This is a genomic window from Pseudoalteromonas sp. OANN1 (assembly GCF_024124685.1).
Lineage (GTDB): Bacteria > Pseudomonadota > Gammaproteobacteria > Enterobacterales > Alteromonadaceae > Pseudoalteromonas > Pseudoalteromonas piscicida.
In genome coordinates, this window is the sequence record NZ_JAMXSE010000002.1 from 243924 (window position 1) to 260308 (window position 16385).

The following is a 16385-nucleotide window of genomic DNA, read 5'->3' on the forward strand; positions in this document are numbered from 1 at the left end:
ATATATTGCATACAAGCGTATCTCCGTTTTTGCAGATACAAGGTCCGTTTTACCCATTCTTTATTGAGCAGTTAGATGATTAGGAAAATACTACAGTACATATTTCTTGGCCTTGCGGTTTACGTTACTGTGGTGTTTCTCGTGATCAATTATTACAAAGATGACCCGCAAGCGATGATTTGGCAGGACCGAGAAGCGTTTAACAATCGTTTCATTCGTAATCTTAGCCTTGAAAAGCCGACTGAGTTAGACACTGTGTTGGATACCTTGGGTAGCCCAGATCTAACGTATGTAAAGAAGAAACAAGACAATACGATTGTACAAATTGTGTTTTATCGCACTCAGCTTGTAAAACCAGATGGTATTACAACGGAAGATGAATGCACCGGACTATTGTTTGAAAATGGCATATTAAAGCTTTGGGGACCTGGCGCTCGGGTCACATTTGATAAAGTGTGATACCAATTAGATTAATTTTCCAACCAATTTGAAGGGTAAAATACCATATTAGCTTCGTTAACAACGCCTCTTTTAGAACAACTAAATAGCAATGTTTTTGCCTTGCTAAGAAAGCTATTTTACCGTTTTAAAATAGACCGTTTACTTAATAAAATTGGTAAAGATAGATGGATGCAAGGATAGTTACGAGTAAAACGCTGTTCGCGATAGCCCAAGGTACACATAAAGTATTACGGCTTTATTATCACAAAGAAAAGTGGTCTTCTATCTACCCTACCCTAGTTAAACTTGCACAGCTTTATATGGACTGTTATGAGTCCTCGCCTAGTAGCATGCATGGGCAGCTTGGACTGTATTCACAAAACTTGGGTTACAACACTAATCTGGTCATGAATCAAAATGTGTTGGTCTGTATGGCTTGTCATCACTTAAAGTTTTCTCGTGCAGTAACCGAAGAGCTATTGCTTGCGAGCTTTGCGGACTATTTATGCGTAGCGAGAGAAAGCGATCAACTCGCAGCAGGTAAAAAGTTAGACGCACAGCAAGATAAGCTTTGGAAAGTTCGACATCAGTTGGCAGTACAAATACTGAGTGATGGACAAACACCTAACTTGCAATGTTTGCGAATTTTATCTCGCCTTTCAAACTACGATAGCAAGCTCGTGGCTTCTACCCCTCAGCGGTTTAATGACCATGCTTCTTTAATTGTTGCAATTGCTCACCGATTAGCAAGCTTAATAACGCCAACAGACAAACAAAATTGCATAGCTCTAGACAGAGCGATTAAGCTTCTTTATAGCAAACTCAGTTATGCTTTTGCATCAAAAGTACTGAGTGCAATTGCAGGGGCATTTGTTAAACATCCTGCGGGATTGCTGTGTGAGATTAAAGGCGAAGAGGGCTTTTTGGTGATACAAAGCAATAGTGAAAAAATAATCGCTGTTGTGGAACAAGGGCAAACCAAAAAGCTGGCGAAGGCCAACCGTAAGTTCCAGTTTCACTGTGGTTTAACTGCAACGACAGATGCGAAGCTACTTTACAATATTTGGGACCGAGCTGCTGAGCCTGCGGTAATGCCTTTCGGCTCTGAACATTTACACCTACTAGAAACAGTAAAAGCCTTATCTCACAGTCAATTTCAAAGTATTCGTGCACTTGAAAAGCTGATTTGCGAGTTCGATTCGGTGTCAAGTGCATTGCAGATAGCAGCAAAGCAGTATAACCGCGAAAATCTAAAAGCCGCATCGGTTAGGCACTCTCTCGCCATGGTAGGACTTGATGCTGCTGGGTTACTGGCGCAGCGCGTGTTGCTTGAGCAAATCATAGCAAACCATAAGCTTCCTTTCACAGAAGATATCGTGCATAAATATGGCGTGATTAGTCAAATCATCGCCTTATATGTTGGTGAAAGTTATGGTGAACAATTTGAGCGTTTATTGTCGCCATTTGCAGCGGTTATTGTATTTTTAGTGACTAAACAAGGGGTAGAGATCCAACATGCCACGGCACTCCATTCTCGTGAGTATTCAGAAGAACTAGTATCAATTGCTAACCTATTTGGGATCCGCGCGATTGCAAAAGATAAATACCTAGACTTTAATCAGCAGTACTTTGAAAAAAGCATTCTTCATAAGGCAATGCTAGATAGTGAAACGTTAAAAAAATCTCAGACCAATACGCAGTGTAAACTGTTCATTTTTATTAAACTGATTGCACTTAAAGTGATATCCCCCACTTTTGTGTTAACTGCGTGGCAAAAACAATTGGTCGATGACGTATTAGCTGAAAGTCGTTTTGTTACCGCGCAAAAGTTTGATGTAGCGCTACTAGAGGCCGGATTTTACTCATCTATTGCCTGATATTTATTCTATAAATACTATCAATAACAAGCATAAATCATATGTATGTCATTTTTTCATTCCATACTGGAATAAGACCTAATTAATTGCTATAAAACGCGGCTTAAACAAGCGAACGTACACCTTTGTTAATTTCTACTAAACTTAGTTTGCAATTCTTCTCGGGTGTATTCCAACTTTTGATAAAGGAAAAAACATGGCACAGCAAACCATCACAGTTATCCGTGGCGACGGCATTGGCCCTAGCATCATCGATTCAGCAATCGAGATCTTAAAAGCCGTAGGTTGCGACTATGAATACGAGTACGTAGACGCAGGTTTGGCTGCTTTAGAAAAAACAGGTGAATTACTTCCAGCAGCAACGCTAGAAGCAATTGAGCGTAACAAAATCACGCTAAAGGGCCCACTAACTACACCTGTTGGCGAAGGTTTCACTTCAATCAACGTGACATTGCGTAAGCATTTTGGCCTTTACGCAAACGTTCGTCCAGTTAAGTCATTTGAAGGTACTAAAGCACGTTACGATGACATTGATATCATTACAGTACGTGAAAACACGCAAGGTATGTACTCAGGTCTTGGTCAAGTTGTTTCTGAAGATGGCAACGAAGCGGAAGCAATGTCAAAGATCACTCGTGAAGGTGCTGAAAAGATCGTAACTTTCGCTTATGAGTTAGCACAGCGTGAAGGTCGTAAGAAAGTAACTGCGGTTCACAAAGCGAACATCCTAAAATCAACTTCAGGTCTATTCCTTAAAGTTGCTCGTGAGGTGGGTGAGCGTTACCCTGAAATTGAATCAGCAGAAATGATCGTTGATGCTACTTGTATGAAACTAGTAATGACACCTGAAGAGTTTGATGTGATCGTAACAACAAACCTATTCGGTGACATCCTTTCTGATCTTTGTGCGGGTCTTGTTGGTGGTCTTGGTATGGCACCAGGTGCAAACATTGGTACTGACGCTGCAATCTTTGAAGCGGTTCACGGTAGCGCTCCAGATATCGCAGGCAAAAACCTTGCAAACCCAACTTCAGTTATTCTAGCTTCAATTCAAATGCTTGAGTACTTAGGCGAAGCTGATAAAGCGGAAAAAATCCGCAGTGCAGTAGCTGACGTTATCAAGAGCGGCGACCGTACAACACGCGATCTTGGTGGTAGCCACGGCACTACCGATTTCACACAGGCGGTAATTGAGCGTCTTTAATTATTAACGCTCAATTTAATCCTTGGGTGGTGCGTTAGCACCACCTTCTTCTTAATCCCACTAGCATTCCACCGATTAACGCAAACCATCCGATACTGCCCCCAGACGATCCGCTATCACCAGAGTCCGTTGGCGTTGTTGTTGGGGCTGTCACTGTGATCTCAACAGTGCCTTTCGCGCTTTGATCCGCACCATCCGATAGCGTTAACACGACATTATATGTGCCCGCTTGAGTGTAACTATGCGTTGTAGTCAAACCAGAACCTTGTGTGCCATCACCGAAATCCCAATTAGCTTGATAGTTACCATCGCCACCAACAGCAGTTGCGACAAAGCTTGCCTGTAAGTTAGATGTGGTCGCTGTGGCTTCAATGCTTAGTGGTACTACGACAGTCACCGAGGTTGATTTAGTTACCGCTTTACCTTCGGCGTCTTCCACATTAAGTGTTACTGTGTACGTGCCGCTTAGCTCATAGATATGTTCAACTGAGTTTGATGTTGCTGTTGTCCCGTCACCAAAATTCCACTCAAGTTCATAAGGCGCTTTGCCACCGATAATTTCGGCGTTGAAGACAAAGCCTTGCCCTACTGCGGTCGCTTTGATATCACCGACTGTAAGCGGGATTGGCTCGACGTTGCCAACGCTGACATTTGAACTCAGCGCTGAATTGCTTCCGTCTGCTTTGGTTCGTGTGAACATTACCGTATAGTTGCCGATATCTTGATAGCTGTGAACTGGTGAAAGCGCGTTACTTGTTTGACCATCACCAAAGTTCCACAAAAAGCTATCTGATTCGTTTAATGCTAGGCCTTTGACATTAAACTTAACGGTGTTTTGCGATTGTACTTGAGTGATTTTAGGGTCGCTGAGATAAATTACACCAACTTGCGCACTGCTCGCATCTTCTTCTATGGTATTCAATCTAAGTTGAACACCAAAACCAGGCAAACTAACACCTGACTCCTTTTGGATCGAGAAGGTGTAATCCTGAGTATCATCAAACGTACTGATCGGCGTGAGATGTTGATCACCAAGACCCGCTTTTTGAGTATCTAAACGCAGTGTTGCATCTTTGATTTGAATAATACTCGTTGCGGGTGTTGTGCCGTCGGCTTTGAAGATCGGGTTTTGGTCTTGGTCAATCACCAACATATCGCCAGAGCCAGGGTGTAACGAAGTAGAGTTATTGCTTTGCCCATCGTTGCTGTACCACATCAACACACCTGTATTATAACCAGACAAAGACAAACCAGCATCTAACCCTCTAAATGAGCGTAAATGCGCGTAGTAAGCGTTACTAGGTTTAGCTCTGTAACCAGATATTTTGCGAAAACCGTTGTAGACTAAGTCGTTTGTTGGCTCTGCGGTATTGGTATAAATTTGCGAACCATCCGCTGTCACTGCGATGTTATCGAGTAATACCCCTTTAAGTGTTTCAAAATCGTCAGTTTGATATACGAATGTTACGGTAACAGTTTGTCCTCGGTACGCTGAGATATCAAAATCTAGCGTAATTGGGTTAGCTCCAAAAGCCGACGACTCGCCATCCATGTAATTAGTCACACTGGCATAATTTGGATGGTTCGATTTTGTGGTATTGCCAGCAATTGGCTGGCCATTTACCGCCACTTGGAAAATATCGTAGTTAAGCTCGATACTATAATTTGCAAGCATGGATAATGAAATTTGGCTTGCATTAGGCAAGCTTAAGGTAAAACTTGCTTGGTTATTGAGTTTGTCGTCTTGTCCGGAGTAATAGTGGTAATTCCCATCAAGTGGCGTTATGAATTCCTCTAGTTGCGCAGGCAGATTTATCTTTATTTGATTCGTAGTACCATTGTTCACCCCAATATCTGTGAGCGTTACCGTTTGTTCTGTAATCAAATCATCAAATGTGTACTCGGTTTGGTTTAACCAATTTCCTGCATAATTTTGTTGTAAAAACTCAAGGCTTTTAGGGGAGAACTGGGTGGGCTGCGAGCCACTTAATTGGCCTAAGTAACTGCCTGAAGACATGACTGACCAAAGCGCAACGGGTTCACCTATGTCATTGGAATTTAAATCGTATTCGTCCGGTAATCCGAGATCATGACCAAACTCATGGACAACCACACCGATTGCAGCATCAATAGGATTAATGGTGTAGTTATAAACCTTGTAGTTGGTATCTGGAATTGCCTTAGGTTGGTTGTTTTCATCAAATACGAAGAAGCGATGTGACCAAATTGCGTCAGTATCTAATACGCCGCCACCTGCCTCTTGACCAATACTTGAATGAAATAACATGACATGGTCAATAATGCCGTCAGGCTCAAGGCGGTTGCCATCACCATCTATGTCGTTCAAATCTGTTTTATCGTACTCAGATAAGTCGATATTAAATTGAGTTACGGCTTTGCTTACAGCTTCGAACACCAACTCTTCCGGTCTTAAGTCTCGGGTGTCGCCTTCTTGTTCGCCATAGTAGGCTGCATTTTGAGCGGCTCTTACCCAGCCAAATGCATTGCCAGATACCTTAAAGCTACCGCCTGAGGCCGCTTGATAAAACTGGGTAGCGGATTGCAAAGATTCGTTGTTAGGCCCGTTATAGCCGCTATCTGAGTACAATAGTGATTGGTAGTGAGACGCGGGATAGCTTGAGTAGTACATATCCGTATCACCGGAGTTTAGTCGGTTCTGGTCGTTAGGCAAATCCGGGAAATCGACAAGAATAGCAAGAATTTTGGCTTCATTAAGTGTTTGCGCCGTGCCCACCGCAAATTGCTTGCCTAACTTAGTGTTGCCAAGGTGCACGTTTTTAATTGCGTAGGGTGTTTTTATTTGGCTGGCAATGGGCTTTGTTTTGATAAATTGCTCAAGCGCAATTTTTCGCTCGTATTCACTCAATGTGCGGCCGAGCTTTTTCTCCTGCCAATAAATAACCTGATCTTTATAGAGTACCTGCGCTGACGCTGTACTTGATAGCAGCGTGATCGATGACAATATGCTTAGTTTAAAAATATTCATCTAAGAGACCCCAGTACAATGGAGCTTTAAGTTTAGCATTTTTATCGCTTTGTTCCCGTAGAAGTGCTACTAAATAAAAAATCTAATTGGTGGTGAATTTTAAATTGAAATGTAATATTTCAACAATTGAAAGGTGGAAAGGTGGAATTTATATCTAATACTGTGTAGGCTAACTTTGAAATCAACTTAAAGGCAAAACAATGACTAATTTCTTTCAACTAATCGTTCTCGTGGTGGTACTGGTCTCTTCATAGAGTTCAGCGGGGAGCTATTACTTGAAAGAAATACTCAAACCCCGCAACCAGCGGGGTTTTTTTTTGATTTTAGAAATATAACAGGCACGCACAGTCAACGAGGAATGAGGTAATGGCAGAGCAATACAACGGCTCCGAGCTAGTAGTAAAAGCATTGAGCGCATTAAAAGTAAAATACATATTTGGCTATCCCGGAGGGTCGGTTCTTGATCTTTATGATGCCTTGTTTCAGCAATCAGATATTGAACATATTTTGGTTAGACATGAGCAAGCAGCGACCCACATGGCAGACGGTTATGCCAGAGCAACGGGAGACGTCGGTGTTGTCCTGGCGACCAGTGGCCCTGGTGCCACTAACTGCATTACAGGGATCGCGACTGCTTATATGGATTCAATCCCAATGGTTGTACTCTCAGGGCAAGTACCTTCAAACCTAATCGGCGATGATGCGTTTCAAGAAACGGATATTGTTGGTTGCTCTCGCCCTATCGTTAAACACAGTTTTAACTGCCGCGACGCGACAAAAATCCCAGAAGTATTAGCTAAGGCATTTTATCTAGCAAACTCTGGTAGACCAGGACCGGTTGTAGTTGAGCTGCCAAAAGATATTTTGAACCCTGCGCTTAAGTTCGATTATCAAATGCCTGAACAGATTGATATGCGTACTTACAACCCAAGTGTAAAGGGGCATTCCAAGCAGATCCGCAAAGCGGTCGAAGCCATTATTGAAGCGAAGCGTTTGGTTATCTATTCTGGCGGCGGCATTATTCTTTCGAATACCTCGGAAAAACTAACTGAGTTGGTTGAGAAATTAAACGCGCCTATTACCAATACCTTAATGGGTCTTGGCGGGATCAGTGGCACACATCCTAACTTTATTGGCATGTTAGGGATGCACGGTAGTCTTGAAGCGAATAAGGCGATGGCGAATGCCGATGTTATCTTAGCGTTAGGTGCGCGTTTTGATGACCGTGTGACCAATAACGTTAAGAAGTTTTGTCCAGATGCCAAAATTGTTCACGTTGATGTGGATCCAACTTCAATTTCTAAGACCATTCAAGCGCATATACCAGTTGTGGGCTGTTTGGATACGGTGATGGAGCAATTGCTACGCGGTATCGAAAAAAGCGAGAAGCGCATCGACCGCGCTGCACAAGAAGATTGGTGGCAAGCAATTACAACATGGCGCGCTCAGAAGTGTTTGTCGTTTACTGCGGGGGTAGAAAAAATCAAGCCGCAAACGGTTATCGAAAAGCTATACCAAATGACCAGCGGTGACGCGTATGTTTGCTCGGATGTAGGACAGCATCAAATGTTTGCTGCGCAGTACTATCCGTTCAAATCGCCTCGTCAATGGATTAATTCAGGCGGACTTGGCACCATGGGGTTTGGCTTACCTGCTGCGATGGGCGTAAAAATGGCATTCCCGCAAAGCGAAGTATTGTGCGTAACTGGAGACGGCTCAATCCAAATGAATATTCAGGAGCTTTCAACCTGTTTGCAATACGGCCTTGCTGTCAAAGTCATCTCGTTAAACAACCGCTCGCTTGGTATGGTACGCCAATGGCAAGACATGATGTATGAGGGACGTCACGCAAGCTCTTATATGGAATCACTACCCGATTTTGTTGCGCTTGCAGAGAGTTATGGTCATATCGGTATTCGGGTTGATAAGCCTGAGCAACTTGATGCAGCGCTGGAAAAAGCAATGTCGATTAAAGACCGACTTGTATTTTTAGATATTTTGGTCGATGAGTCAGAGCATGTGTATCCAATGCAAATTAAGCAAGGTGCGATAGACGAGATGTGGTTGAAAAAAGGAGTAAAAGCATAATGAGAAGAATATTATCGATTCTATTGGAGAATGAACCAGGTTCTCTTTCTCGTATTGTGGGTTTATTTTCTCAGCGTGCGTACAACATTGATAGCTTAACAGTGGGTACGACTGCAGACAAAACGCTATCTCGTATTACCATCACGACCCAAGGCGATGACCGCATTGTTGAACAAATCACTAAGCAAGTGAACAAGCTAGTGGATGTGCTTAAGGTCATAGATTTAACTGATATGCAGCACATTGAAAGAGAGCTGCTACTGGTAAAAGTCTATGCCAGAGACGAAGTAACACGAGCAGCTATCAATCGTGTTGCTGAGGTGTTTCAAGCTAGCATTATAGATATGGGCAAACAAAGTTATATATTACAGATGGTAAGCTCAGCCGACCGTCTTGAGTCTTTCTTGGATCTATTACGTCACGAAAGCGACATTATTGAACTAGTGCGCTCTGGCGCGGTAGGTATTGGCCGTGGTGACAAAGCGCTGAAAGGATAAAACCACTTACCTTTTAGCTGTCACTGTGATCTTTTTGGGCGGGTGAGCACGTTGTGTTACGTACAACCCGCTTCAGCTGTTATGCATGGCGGCTTCGATTTACTCTCATTAGGTTACTGGCTATAATCTCGTTTTTATCAAGTTAGATTATGCACATGGAACTCGAACGCTTCTGGCAGCTTGTCACCGCCCCCGATCATTCAAACGATAATGAATATTTAAAAACGCGTTTATCACCGTTAAGCTCAGAAGAAATTGCTCAGTTCGATGCATTATATACCAAAGAACTAAGAGCACTGTGGCATTGGGATAACTGGAAAGTGGCCTACGTGATTGCAGGCTGTAATAGCGAATATGACTTCTTGGATTTTTGTAATTGGATCATCAGTCGTGGCCCTGAAGCGGTAAGCGTACTCACTGCGGAACCAGACGAATTAGCTAATAAGTTTGCTATTCCGAATAAAGACGACCTGCCCTACCCGTTTATTGACGAATTAGATTTAGTTGCAGGGTTGCTTTTTGAAGAAAAAAATCAAGACGAACTCCCATATCACAGTGTCGTGAACTTTCCGCCGCAAGGTAAAAAGTTTAAAAATAAACCAAAACAGTTAAAGGCTGAACTACCTCAACTTTATGGTCAATATTGGCTTGGATAAGGTTTAGTTTATTGTTTTATATGATGGGTTTTGGTTGGTCTAGAGTTAGACGCTGAAACTCATTATTACCATCACAAAATGTCACTGCTCCAGACGCTTATCAATCCTTCTCGCCAACAAAAAAACTTAAGAACACAACCTCTTGTTAAGTCGTAAGCAGTGGAATACTATGTTGATTCCCTATATCGAAAACAAAAAGAATAATGATGAAAGCCCCCTCCTCCTCTATTTTAAAATACTTCCCTAGTTTGGCGCTAGTGATAGCCTGTCAAAGTATGGCTGTGCAGCAAAAGTTGTTAGCCGATGATGGTAAAGCAGAGGAGCAGTTTGGTTATAGCGTCGCGGTAGACGGCACAACTGCATTAGTTGGTGCCCATAAAGTGGATGCAAATACGAGTCAGGATATTGGTGCGGCTTACCTATACACGCTAGGTGCGTCTGGCTGGCAGCAACAAGCAAAACTCATCGCGCAGCCTGCCAATGCAGGCGACACGCTTGGCGGCAATGTTGCCCTTAAGAATAATATTGCCATGCTTGGTGCGATAAATCGGGACGATAAAGGAGAAAATGCCGGTGCGGTGTTTGCTTTTGAGCGCACAGAAAATAGCTGGGTACAAAAACAAATTTTAACCGCCAACGATGCAAAAGCGGGTGATGCCTTTGGGTAAAGCATTGCCCTCACCGAGCAATTTTTAGTGATCGGCGCACCACATAGCGATGCGCCACACAAAGACTCAGGTTCAGCGTATGTATATGAGAGAGAAAACAATAGCTGGCATTTTCAGTCAAAGTTGACGGCAAGGGATGGCGCTGATGGGGACTTATTCGGAATTAGCGTAGCAATAGATGGCGATACCATTTTAGTCGGCGCAGATTTGAATGATGAAAAAGCAGAAAAAGCTGGTGCGGTTTATGTTTATCAATTCGATGGTAAAAAGTGGAATTCACAAGCAAAACTGATGGCAAGTGACGGTGGGAACACCGATATTTTTGGTGTTCGCGTGGCTATTTGTTGGAGATACAGCCCTTATTTCTGCCAGAAGAGATGATATCGACGGTATAGGTAAAGATGCCGGCTCTGCTTATCTGTTTGAGAGAACAAATGATAAATGGACACAAACTCAAAAATTAGTGGCTCCAGATGCCAAAGCGGATGATAGATTTGCACGCGGTGTTGCGTTAAGTAAGGACATGGCGTTTATCACCGCTATGCACCATGATGAAAAAGGTAATAACGCGGGGGCACTTTATCTATACAAAAAACAACAAGGCCAATGGCAATATGCGTCTAAGGTATTTGCCAATGATGCCGTGCCAGAAGATAGGTTTGGTTGGAATATTGCAGTTTCAAATAACACTGCCATCATCGCAACTCCCCACCGCGATGACAAAGGAGAAAGCTCAGGTGCCGCCTATATTCTGGATTTGGTGGAATAATAGCGATTGGTAATGTCTGAGCTTTGCTCGTTAAGCTCAGACTTTGGCTGTCAGGGTTGATTGACAGAATTCAATTTGATAGTCGTGTGATGGCTTACCACGAACGCCGTAATGTAACGAATATTAAATTAGGTGATAATTAGCGCCAGCCAGTCAGAAAGCGTTCAATCATAATTGCGTTTATATAAGTCGTGCGATTTCCAATTCACTTCTTTTCAACTGGTGCATTGATGACTTTCTCCAATACATTTAATTCTGGAAATGTTTTTGCCGTATAATCAGCAATTTGTAGCAAACCTGACACTGATGATACAATTAGTGCGGTATTCGCCATAAACGACCAGAACTTCTTCATTACTGTATTAGTATCTTTTTTATCAGTCAGGTCTTTAGATAATACAGCTTTACCAAAAGTTGCATCTACTATACTAACAACTTCATAAGAACCTGTTATTTTATACTCTTCTATTGAAATTATAATTTTTCGTAGTTGCTCGGAAAAATATTTTTTAATATTGATAGGTAAATCGGAATTAATAACCTCCTCGAGAAGCTCTTTCGCACCACTATAAATTTGGTTTAACTCGGAAAGAGGTAAAATTGGTTGTGGTCTATTTGAAGAGAGCATACCCGCTGTCATGTGAAGATAATCGAAAGCAGGCTCACCAAGTTGTTTCATAAACTCTCCCCATGCAGAGCCCAAGTTACAATTAGAAAATGCATTTTCTAAATATTTGGTCCAAGACATATACCTTGATACATCAACTTCATCAATTTGGCTTAACTCTGTTGAAATATCATCCACCAGAGAAAATACTTTGCCTATTCTTCCTATCAAAATAAATGATTCACTTTCTTCAACGTCAAGAATCTTACACCATACTTTTCTACAGTTCTCTGTGGGGTTGGCTTTTTTTCCTTCAGCTAGGATATTCAGCAATCTACCTGCTGCATTATTTACATCCATTACACACCTTTTGATTTGATTTGATTTTATTTTGTTTTATTTTCACTAATTGAAAATAAAGTTGTTATTTATGTAAGGGTTTATTTTTCGTAAACCTTGATTCGGTGATTTAATTTAATCTAGCTCTTATCTATTTTAAATATATCCATTGTGCGTTGTAGCGTATCGCTATTTAATTTCATATCTTTAAACAACTCATTTAACGCTTTCGATGTATCTAATTCATGGTTTGCGGCTTCAAGCACTGCGGCGGTGTTTTGTGATATATCGGCGGCGACTTCTGATTGTTCGCAGGCTGCGGTGGCAACTGAGGTCGTGAGTTTTTCAACATGTGTACTGTGTTCGTTTACTCTGAGCGAGACTTTACGCGTTTCTTCTACTTCGTTCATGGTATTTTGTGTGAGCAGTGTGTTTTCTCTGATTGATTTCACAACGCTTTGGCTTATTTCTGACAAGCTAAGTAACAGTGTGGAAATTTGCTCTGAAGATTGTTTACTGTTGTTTGCAAGTCCACGCACTTCATCGGCTACAACTGCAAAGCCACGACCGTGCTCGCCTGCGCGGGCTGCTTCTATTGCGGCATTGAGTGCAAGCAAGTTAGTTTGCTCGGCAACACTGCGAATGGAGTCCAAGATAGTATTTATTTCAGAAACTTGCTTTTCCATACTCGCGGCCATCTCGTCGACGGTGTTCATACTCATCGAGAGGGTTTTCATGGTGTCTAAGTTCTTTTGGTTGTCTGCAAGTAATTGCTGTGATTCGATGTTAAGTTGGTCGCTGGCATCTAGTGTATCTTGCGCGAGTTTTGCGATTTCTTGGCTGGTTGCGGCCATTTCTTCTATTGCAACCGCAATGGAAGATGCCATGCCTTGGGTTTTTTGTGCATCCTCATTGACATTAGAGGCTGCTAAATGCATTTTTTCGCCAAGCCTTGTACCTACCTGTACGGACTTGGCTAAGCCAACCATTAAATCTTTAAACGCATAAATCGTATTGTAAATTGACTCGGAGATTTGCCCAAGTTCGTCGCGAGTGTTTAAGCGCATATCTAAAGTTAAGTCGCCCTCTTCAGCTACACGTTTTAATATGCTTGTTAATTGTGAAAGCTCCGAGCGTAATGAACGAATGAGGTGAAAGTTGACGAGCGCGATAAAGCTGAGAACGATGACAAAAAGCACAAACATTAAGATACTTTCAAATGCGATATCTGATTTGTGCTTTTGGCTATCTTTAATTGTCATTTCCCATACGGAATCGAGTTTGGTCTTGAACTTACCGATTAAACTTGTCGCAGCAGAAAACCACTCGGCACTTGAAGGTAAGCGACTAAAGTCAACTTGCCCTTGGCTTTCAAGAGTATCAAGAATTTGATTGAACGCTTTTGCCTCGCTTGAAGATAAAATAGTTTGTACGTTGCTTTGGCCTGTACCTTCGAGTGCGGTTTCTAATTGATGTAATGACATCTCTAGCTGTTGGCGATAGTACTTGATATCGTCTTTGAGGGTGTCTGACATTGCTTTTTTCGCAAGCACACCATTCACTTTGCCACGGATCTGTCCAAGGCGCTCTTTACTTTAGGCAATAAGGAAAGCAATAGAAAGTTCAGAAGATAGGGTTCTATCTGATACGTAGGCTTGAATTTTTGCTGCTGTGTTTAATGAAACTTGATTAAGTTTGCTGTAGTAAGCAAAAGCATTAATGCCATTTTTCCTGTCGACCTCACCTCTTACGCGGTTCTTATTGGCTTCCACTTCAAAAATATAAGGTAACCATTTTTGCACATTTTTATTTTTAAGAAACAGTGAAGAGTGAATACTCTTAAGCGTTGATATTGTTTGGTCGGCAATTTCACGTTGCGCCTCGACCTTTCGTTTGTTATCACTACTTGGATTACCAAGGAACCCTGCCGTTAAGCCGCGCTCTACCGCATGATGATGCGCTACTTTCTCAATGGCATCGAGCAAAACGACATAGTTGATATTTTGATCGGCCGCATTGTACTGTCTCCAGTTATTCAAAACGTTTTTGCCAACTAAAAATAGTAAAAATGCAAGCAGTGAGAAAGAACTTATCATCGTGAGCTGCATAATCGAAAATCTTTTCAAAATACCCATTCGTCTCTCCGTAGCGCGAGCGTAGATTATTGTTTAATCAAGGTAACTATAGTCCAACAAAATTAAGGTGAGATATTTTGTAACAAACATCGTGATAGATTTAGCGTTTTGAGGCAGTAAGGATATGATAAATGTTACTTGAAGTAATTTTTCTGAAAACAAATGGTAATGCAGTGTTGCTACCTTCTTGTTGCTAATAATGGTATTGGCGTCAAAATTAAATAGAGGAATGTATGAAAGGATTTATCAAACTAATGTTAGTGAGCCTTGCGCTTATCTCATTAAAGTCATATGCAGTCATATTTACGTGTAAAGGCATCGTGTACGACCTTTACTCAAAAGGTGACAACCGTTATGAAGTAAGGTTCGAGCGTGAGTCTGGTTTCGACCTTGAGCCTGTTGTGATCTATCCAGAACAGCACTATCTGTTAGGGCCTGTACTGGATGCTATCCGTGAAGGTGAAAAGTATCGTACTGTGTATAGCCTTGTTATTGAAAACAGAGATGGCGGGAACATTAAATGCCACGATGGTGAGAGTGAAAACGCCTTAATCGGTCTTACAAAAGTCATCGATTAAAAAGCAAAAGGCGCCAACGGCGCCTTTTGAAATTAACCTGTAATGATCCTTAACATTCTACGAAGTGGCTCTGCCGCCCCCCATAAAAGTTGATCACCAACAGTAAATGCACTGATATATTTTTCACCCATTGTGAGCTTTCTTATCCTGCCGACAGGAATACTCAGTGTGCCAGTAACATTAACCGGAGTTAGCTCTTTTGCCGTAATATCACGCTCATTTGGAATGACGCGAACCCATTCATTATGTGCCGCTAGAATTTCCTCTATTTCTTCGACGCTTCGATTTTCACGTAACTTGATGGTGAGCGCTTGTGAATGACAGCGCATCGCGCCAATTCGTACACACAATCCGTCGATAGGAATAGGTTGCTTTGACGAGCCAAGGATTTTGTTTGCTTCTACTTGTGCTTTCCACTCTTCTTTACTTTGACCAGACGGCATTGGAACGTCAATCCACGGAATTAAGCTGCCGGCCAACGGCACACCAAATTGATCTTGTGGTAAAGAATCATCTTTGATTTTTTCCGCCACAAGCTTATCAATTTCTAAGATGGCTGAACTTTGGTCGTCGAGTTGTGCTTTAACCGAGCTGTGGATCTCACCCATTTGAGTGATGAGTTCACGCATATTTCTCGCGCCTGCACCTGATGCCGCTTGATAGGTCATTGGGCTCACCCACTCTATTAAGTCTTGCTCGAATAAACCACCAAGCGCAAGTAGCATAAGAGAAACCGTGCAATTACCACCGACAAAGGTTTTTACACCTTGTTCAAGGCCTTGTTGAATGACATCTTTGTTGACAGGGTCAAGCACAATAATACTGTCTTTTTCCATTCTCAGTGCTGAGGCTGCATCTATCCAATAGCCTTCCCAGCCCTGTTCACGCAATGAAGGATATACAGATTTGGTATAATCTCCGCCTTGGCAGGAGATGATAATATCCATTTCGCCAAGCGATTGAATATCGCTTGCGTCTTGAAGCGGCTTTGGCTCACCACCGCCTTTAACAACGGGGCCGAGTTGACCTGCTTGTGAGGTAGTAAAGAAGTGTGGATCAATGACATCAAAGTCATTTTCTTGCTGCATACGCTCCATTAGCACGGAGCCAACCATTCCACGCCAGCCGACGAGTCCTACTTTTTTCATGTTATGTGCCTTAATTCTTGATTATACGGATCATTGCGTGAGTCGTATGTCTAGATGGCTACCATAGCAAAAGAAGACGCGGTGGACTAGCTAGAAATTAGGAATTTAATAAATAAAAAACCCCGCATGGCGGGGTTTGGATACAACATGTAAAGGTTGTCCTAATTAAACGCATTTGCGTCAACAAGAACTCGGTACGTAACGAGCTATGGTTTTGTTTTTAAAGCTCTTAAATAATGTTACTGGTTAAATATGACAAGTATATTAACAACCTAGTAACCTACTGAAGTATTTGGATATATTTTTATATATAGACCAACTATACACAAAGTTACAGAACTTAGTCCATGAAATAATGAATTAGTAGAAAA

General features: G+C 42.1%; 14 protein-coding genes and 1 pseudogene. 10 read left to right on the forward strand and 5 right to left on the reverse strand.

Annotated elements, in window-relative coordinates; all coding sequences use genetic code 11:
- Positions 1-75 precede the first annotated feature (75 nt).
- The 3 genes from NH462_RS03100 to NH462_RS03110 all read left to right on the forward strand — a co-directional run bounded on the left by NH462_RS03100 (position 76) and on the right by NH462_RS03110 (position 3522).
- Positions 76-459, forward strand: coding sequence for a DUF3192 domain-containing protein (locus NH462_RS03100; RefSeq protein ID WP_010377120.1), 384 nt, complete (start codon positions 76-78; stop codon positions 457-459).
- A gap of 167 nt (positions 460-626) precedes the next feature.
- The gene (locus tag NH462_RS03105; protein WP_253103880.1) at positions 627-2318 is read left to right on the forward strand and encodes a hypothetical protein; all 1692 of its coding nucleotides are present in this window, start codon (positions 627-629) and stop codon (positions 2316-2318) included.
- Between the two features lie 196 nt (positions 2319-2514).
- Positions 2515-3522 carry an isocitrate dehydrogenase gene (locus tag NH462_RS03110; protein WP_010377116.1) on the forward strand — a complete coding sequence of 336 codons (1008 nt, stop codon included), beginning with the start codon at positions 2515-2517 and terminating at the stop codon, positions 3520-3522.
- A gap of 34 nt (positions 3523-3556) precedes the next feature.
- On the opposite strand, the gene NH462_RS03115 is transcribed toward NH462_RS03110, so the two are convergent.
- Positions 3557-6529, reverse strand: coding sequence for an immune inhibitor A domain-containing protein (locus NH462_RS03115; RefSeq protein WP_253103891.1), 2973 nt, complete (start codon positions 6527-6529; stop codon positions 3557-3559).
- A gap of 366 nt (positions 6530-6895) precedes the next feature.
- On the opposite strand from NH462_RS03115, the gene NH462_RS03120 reads away from it, so the two are divergent.
- The 6 genes from NH462_RS03120 (at position 6896) to NH462_RS03145 (ending at position 11207) form a co-directional block, all read left to right on the forward strand.
- Positions 6896-8617 carry an acetolactate synthase 3 large subunit gene (locus NH462_RS03120; RefSeq protein WP_010605491.1) on the forward strand — a complete coding sequence of 574 codons (1722 nt, stop codon included), beginning with the start codon at positions 6896-6898 and terminating at the stop codon, positions 8615-8617.
- Positions 8617-9114, forward strand: coding sequence for an acetolactate synthase small subunit (ilvN, locus tag NH462_RS03125; RefSeq protein ID WP_010377111.1), 498 nt, complete (start codon positions 8617-8619; stop codon positions 9112-9114). Before NH462_RS03120 ends, ilvN begins: the two co-directional genes overlap by 1 nt.
- A 155-nt stretch (positions 9115-9269) precedes the next feature.
- Positions 9270-9770 carry a DUF4240 domain-containing protein gene (locus NH462_RS03130; protein WP_253103926.1) on the forward strand — a complete coding sequence of 167 codons (501 nt, stop codon included), beginning with the start codon at positions 9270-9272 and terminating at the stop codon, positions 9768-9770.
- 206 nt (positions 9771-9976) lie between these two features.
- Positions 9977-10438: an FG-GAP repeat protein gene (locus tag NH462_RS03135; RefSeq protein ID WP_253103930.1), complete on the forward strand. Its 462-nt coding sequence runs from the start codon at positions 9977-9979 to the stop codon at positions 10436-10438.
- A 27-nt stretch (positions 10439-10465) separates the two neighbouring features.
- The gene (locus NH462_RS22980) at positions 10466-10819 is read left to right on the forward strand and encodes an FG-GAP repeat protein (protein ID WP_253103933.1); all 354 of its coding nucleotides are present in this window, start codon (positions 10466-10468) and stop codon (positions 10817-10819) included.
- Positions 10743-11207, forward strand: coding sequence for an FG-GAP repeat protein (locus NH462_RS03145; RefSeq protein ID WP_253103936.1), 465 nt, complete (start codon positions 10743-10745; stop codon positions 11205-11207). The genes NH462_RS22980 and NH462_RS03145 overlap by 77 nt, the downstream gene beginning before the upstream one ends.
- A gap of 205 nt (positions 11208-11412) precedes the next feature.
- Here NH462_RS03145 and NH462_RS03150 read toward each other — a convergent pair whose 3' ends face one another.
- From NH462_RS03150 to NH462_RS22990, 3 genes and pseudogenes are all read right to left on the reverse strand, one after another.
- Positions 11413-12174, reverse strand: coding sequence for a hypothetical protein (locus NH462_RS03150; RefSeq protein WP_253103938.1), 762 nt, complete (start codon positions 12172-12174; stop codon positions 11413-11415).
- Positions 12175-12293: 119 nt separating this feature from the next.
- Positions 12294-13415 (reverse strand): methyl-accepting chemotaxis protein, encoded by a 1122-nt coding sequence (locus NH462_RS22985; RefSeq protein ID WP_366033234.1) that lies wholly within the window; start codon positions 13413-13415, stop codon positions 12294-12296.
- A gap of 36 nt (positions 13416-13451) precedes the next feature.
- Positions 13452-14288, reverse strand: a pseudogene (locus NH462_RS22990) (nitrate- and nitrite sensing domain-containing protein); the annotation flags it as partial.
- 233 nt (positions 14289-14521) lie between these two features.
- Between NH462_RS22990 and NH462_RS03165 the strand changes: the two are divergent.
- Positions 14522-14866, forward strand: coding sequence for a hypothetical protein (locus NH462_RS03165; RefSeq protein WP_017216849.1), 345 nt, complete (start codon positions 14522-14524; stop codon positions 14864-14866).
- A gap of 32 nt (positions 14867-14898) precedes the next feature.
- On the opposite strand, the gene asd is transcribed toward NH462_RS03165, so the two are convergent.
- Positions 14899-16014: an aspartate-semialdehyde dehydrogenase gene (gene asd / locus NH462_RS03170; protein ID WP_253103948.1), complete on the reverse strand. Its 1116-nt coding sequence runs from the start codon at positions 16012-16014 to the stop codon at positions 14899-14901.
- Positions 16015-16385: the final 371 nt, after the last annotated feature.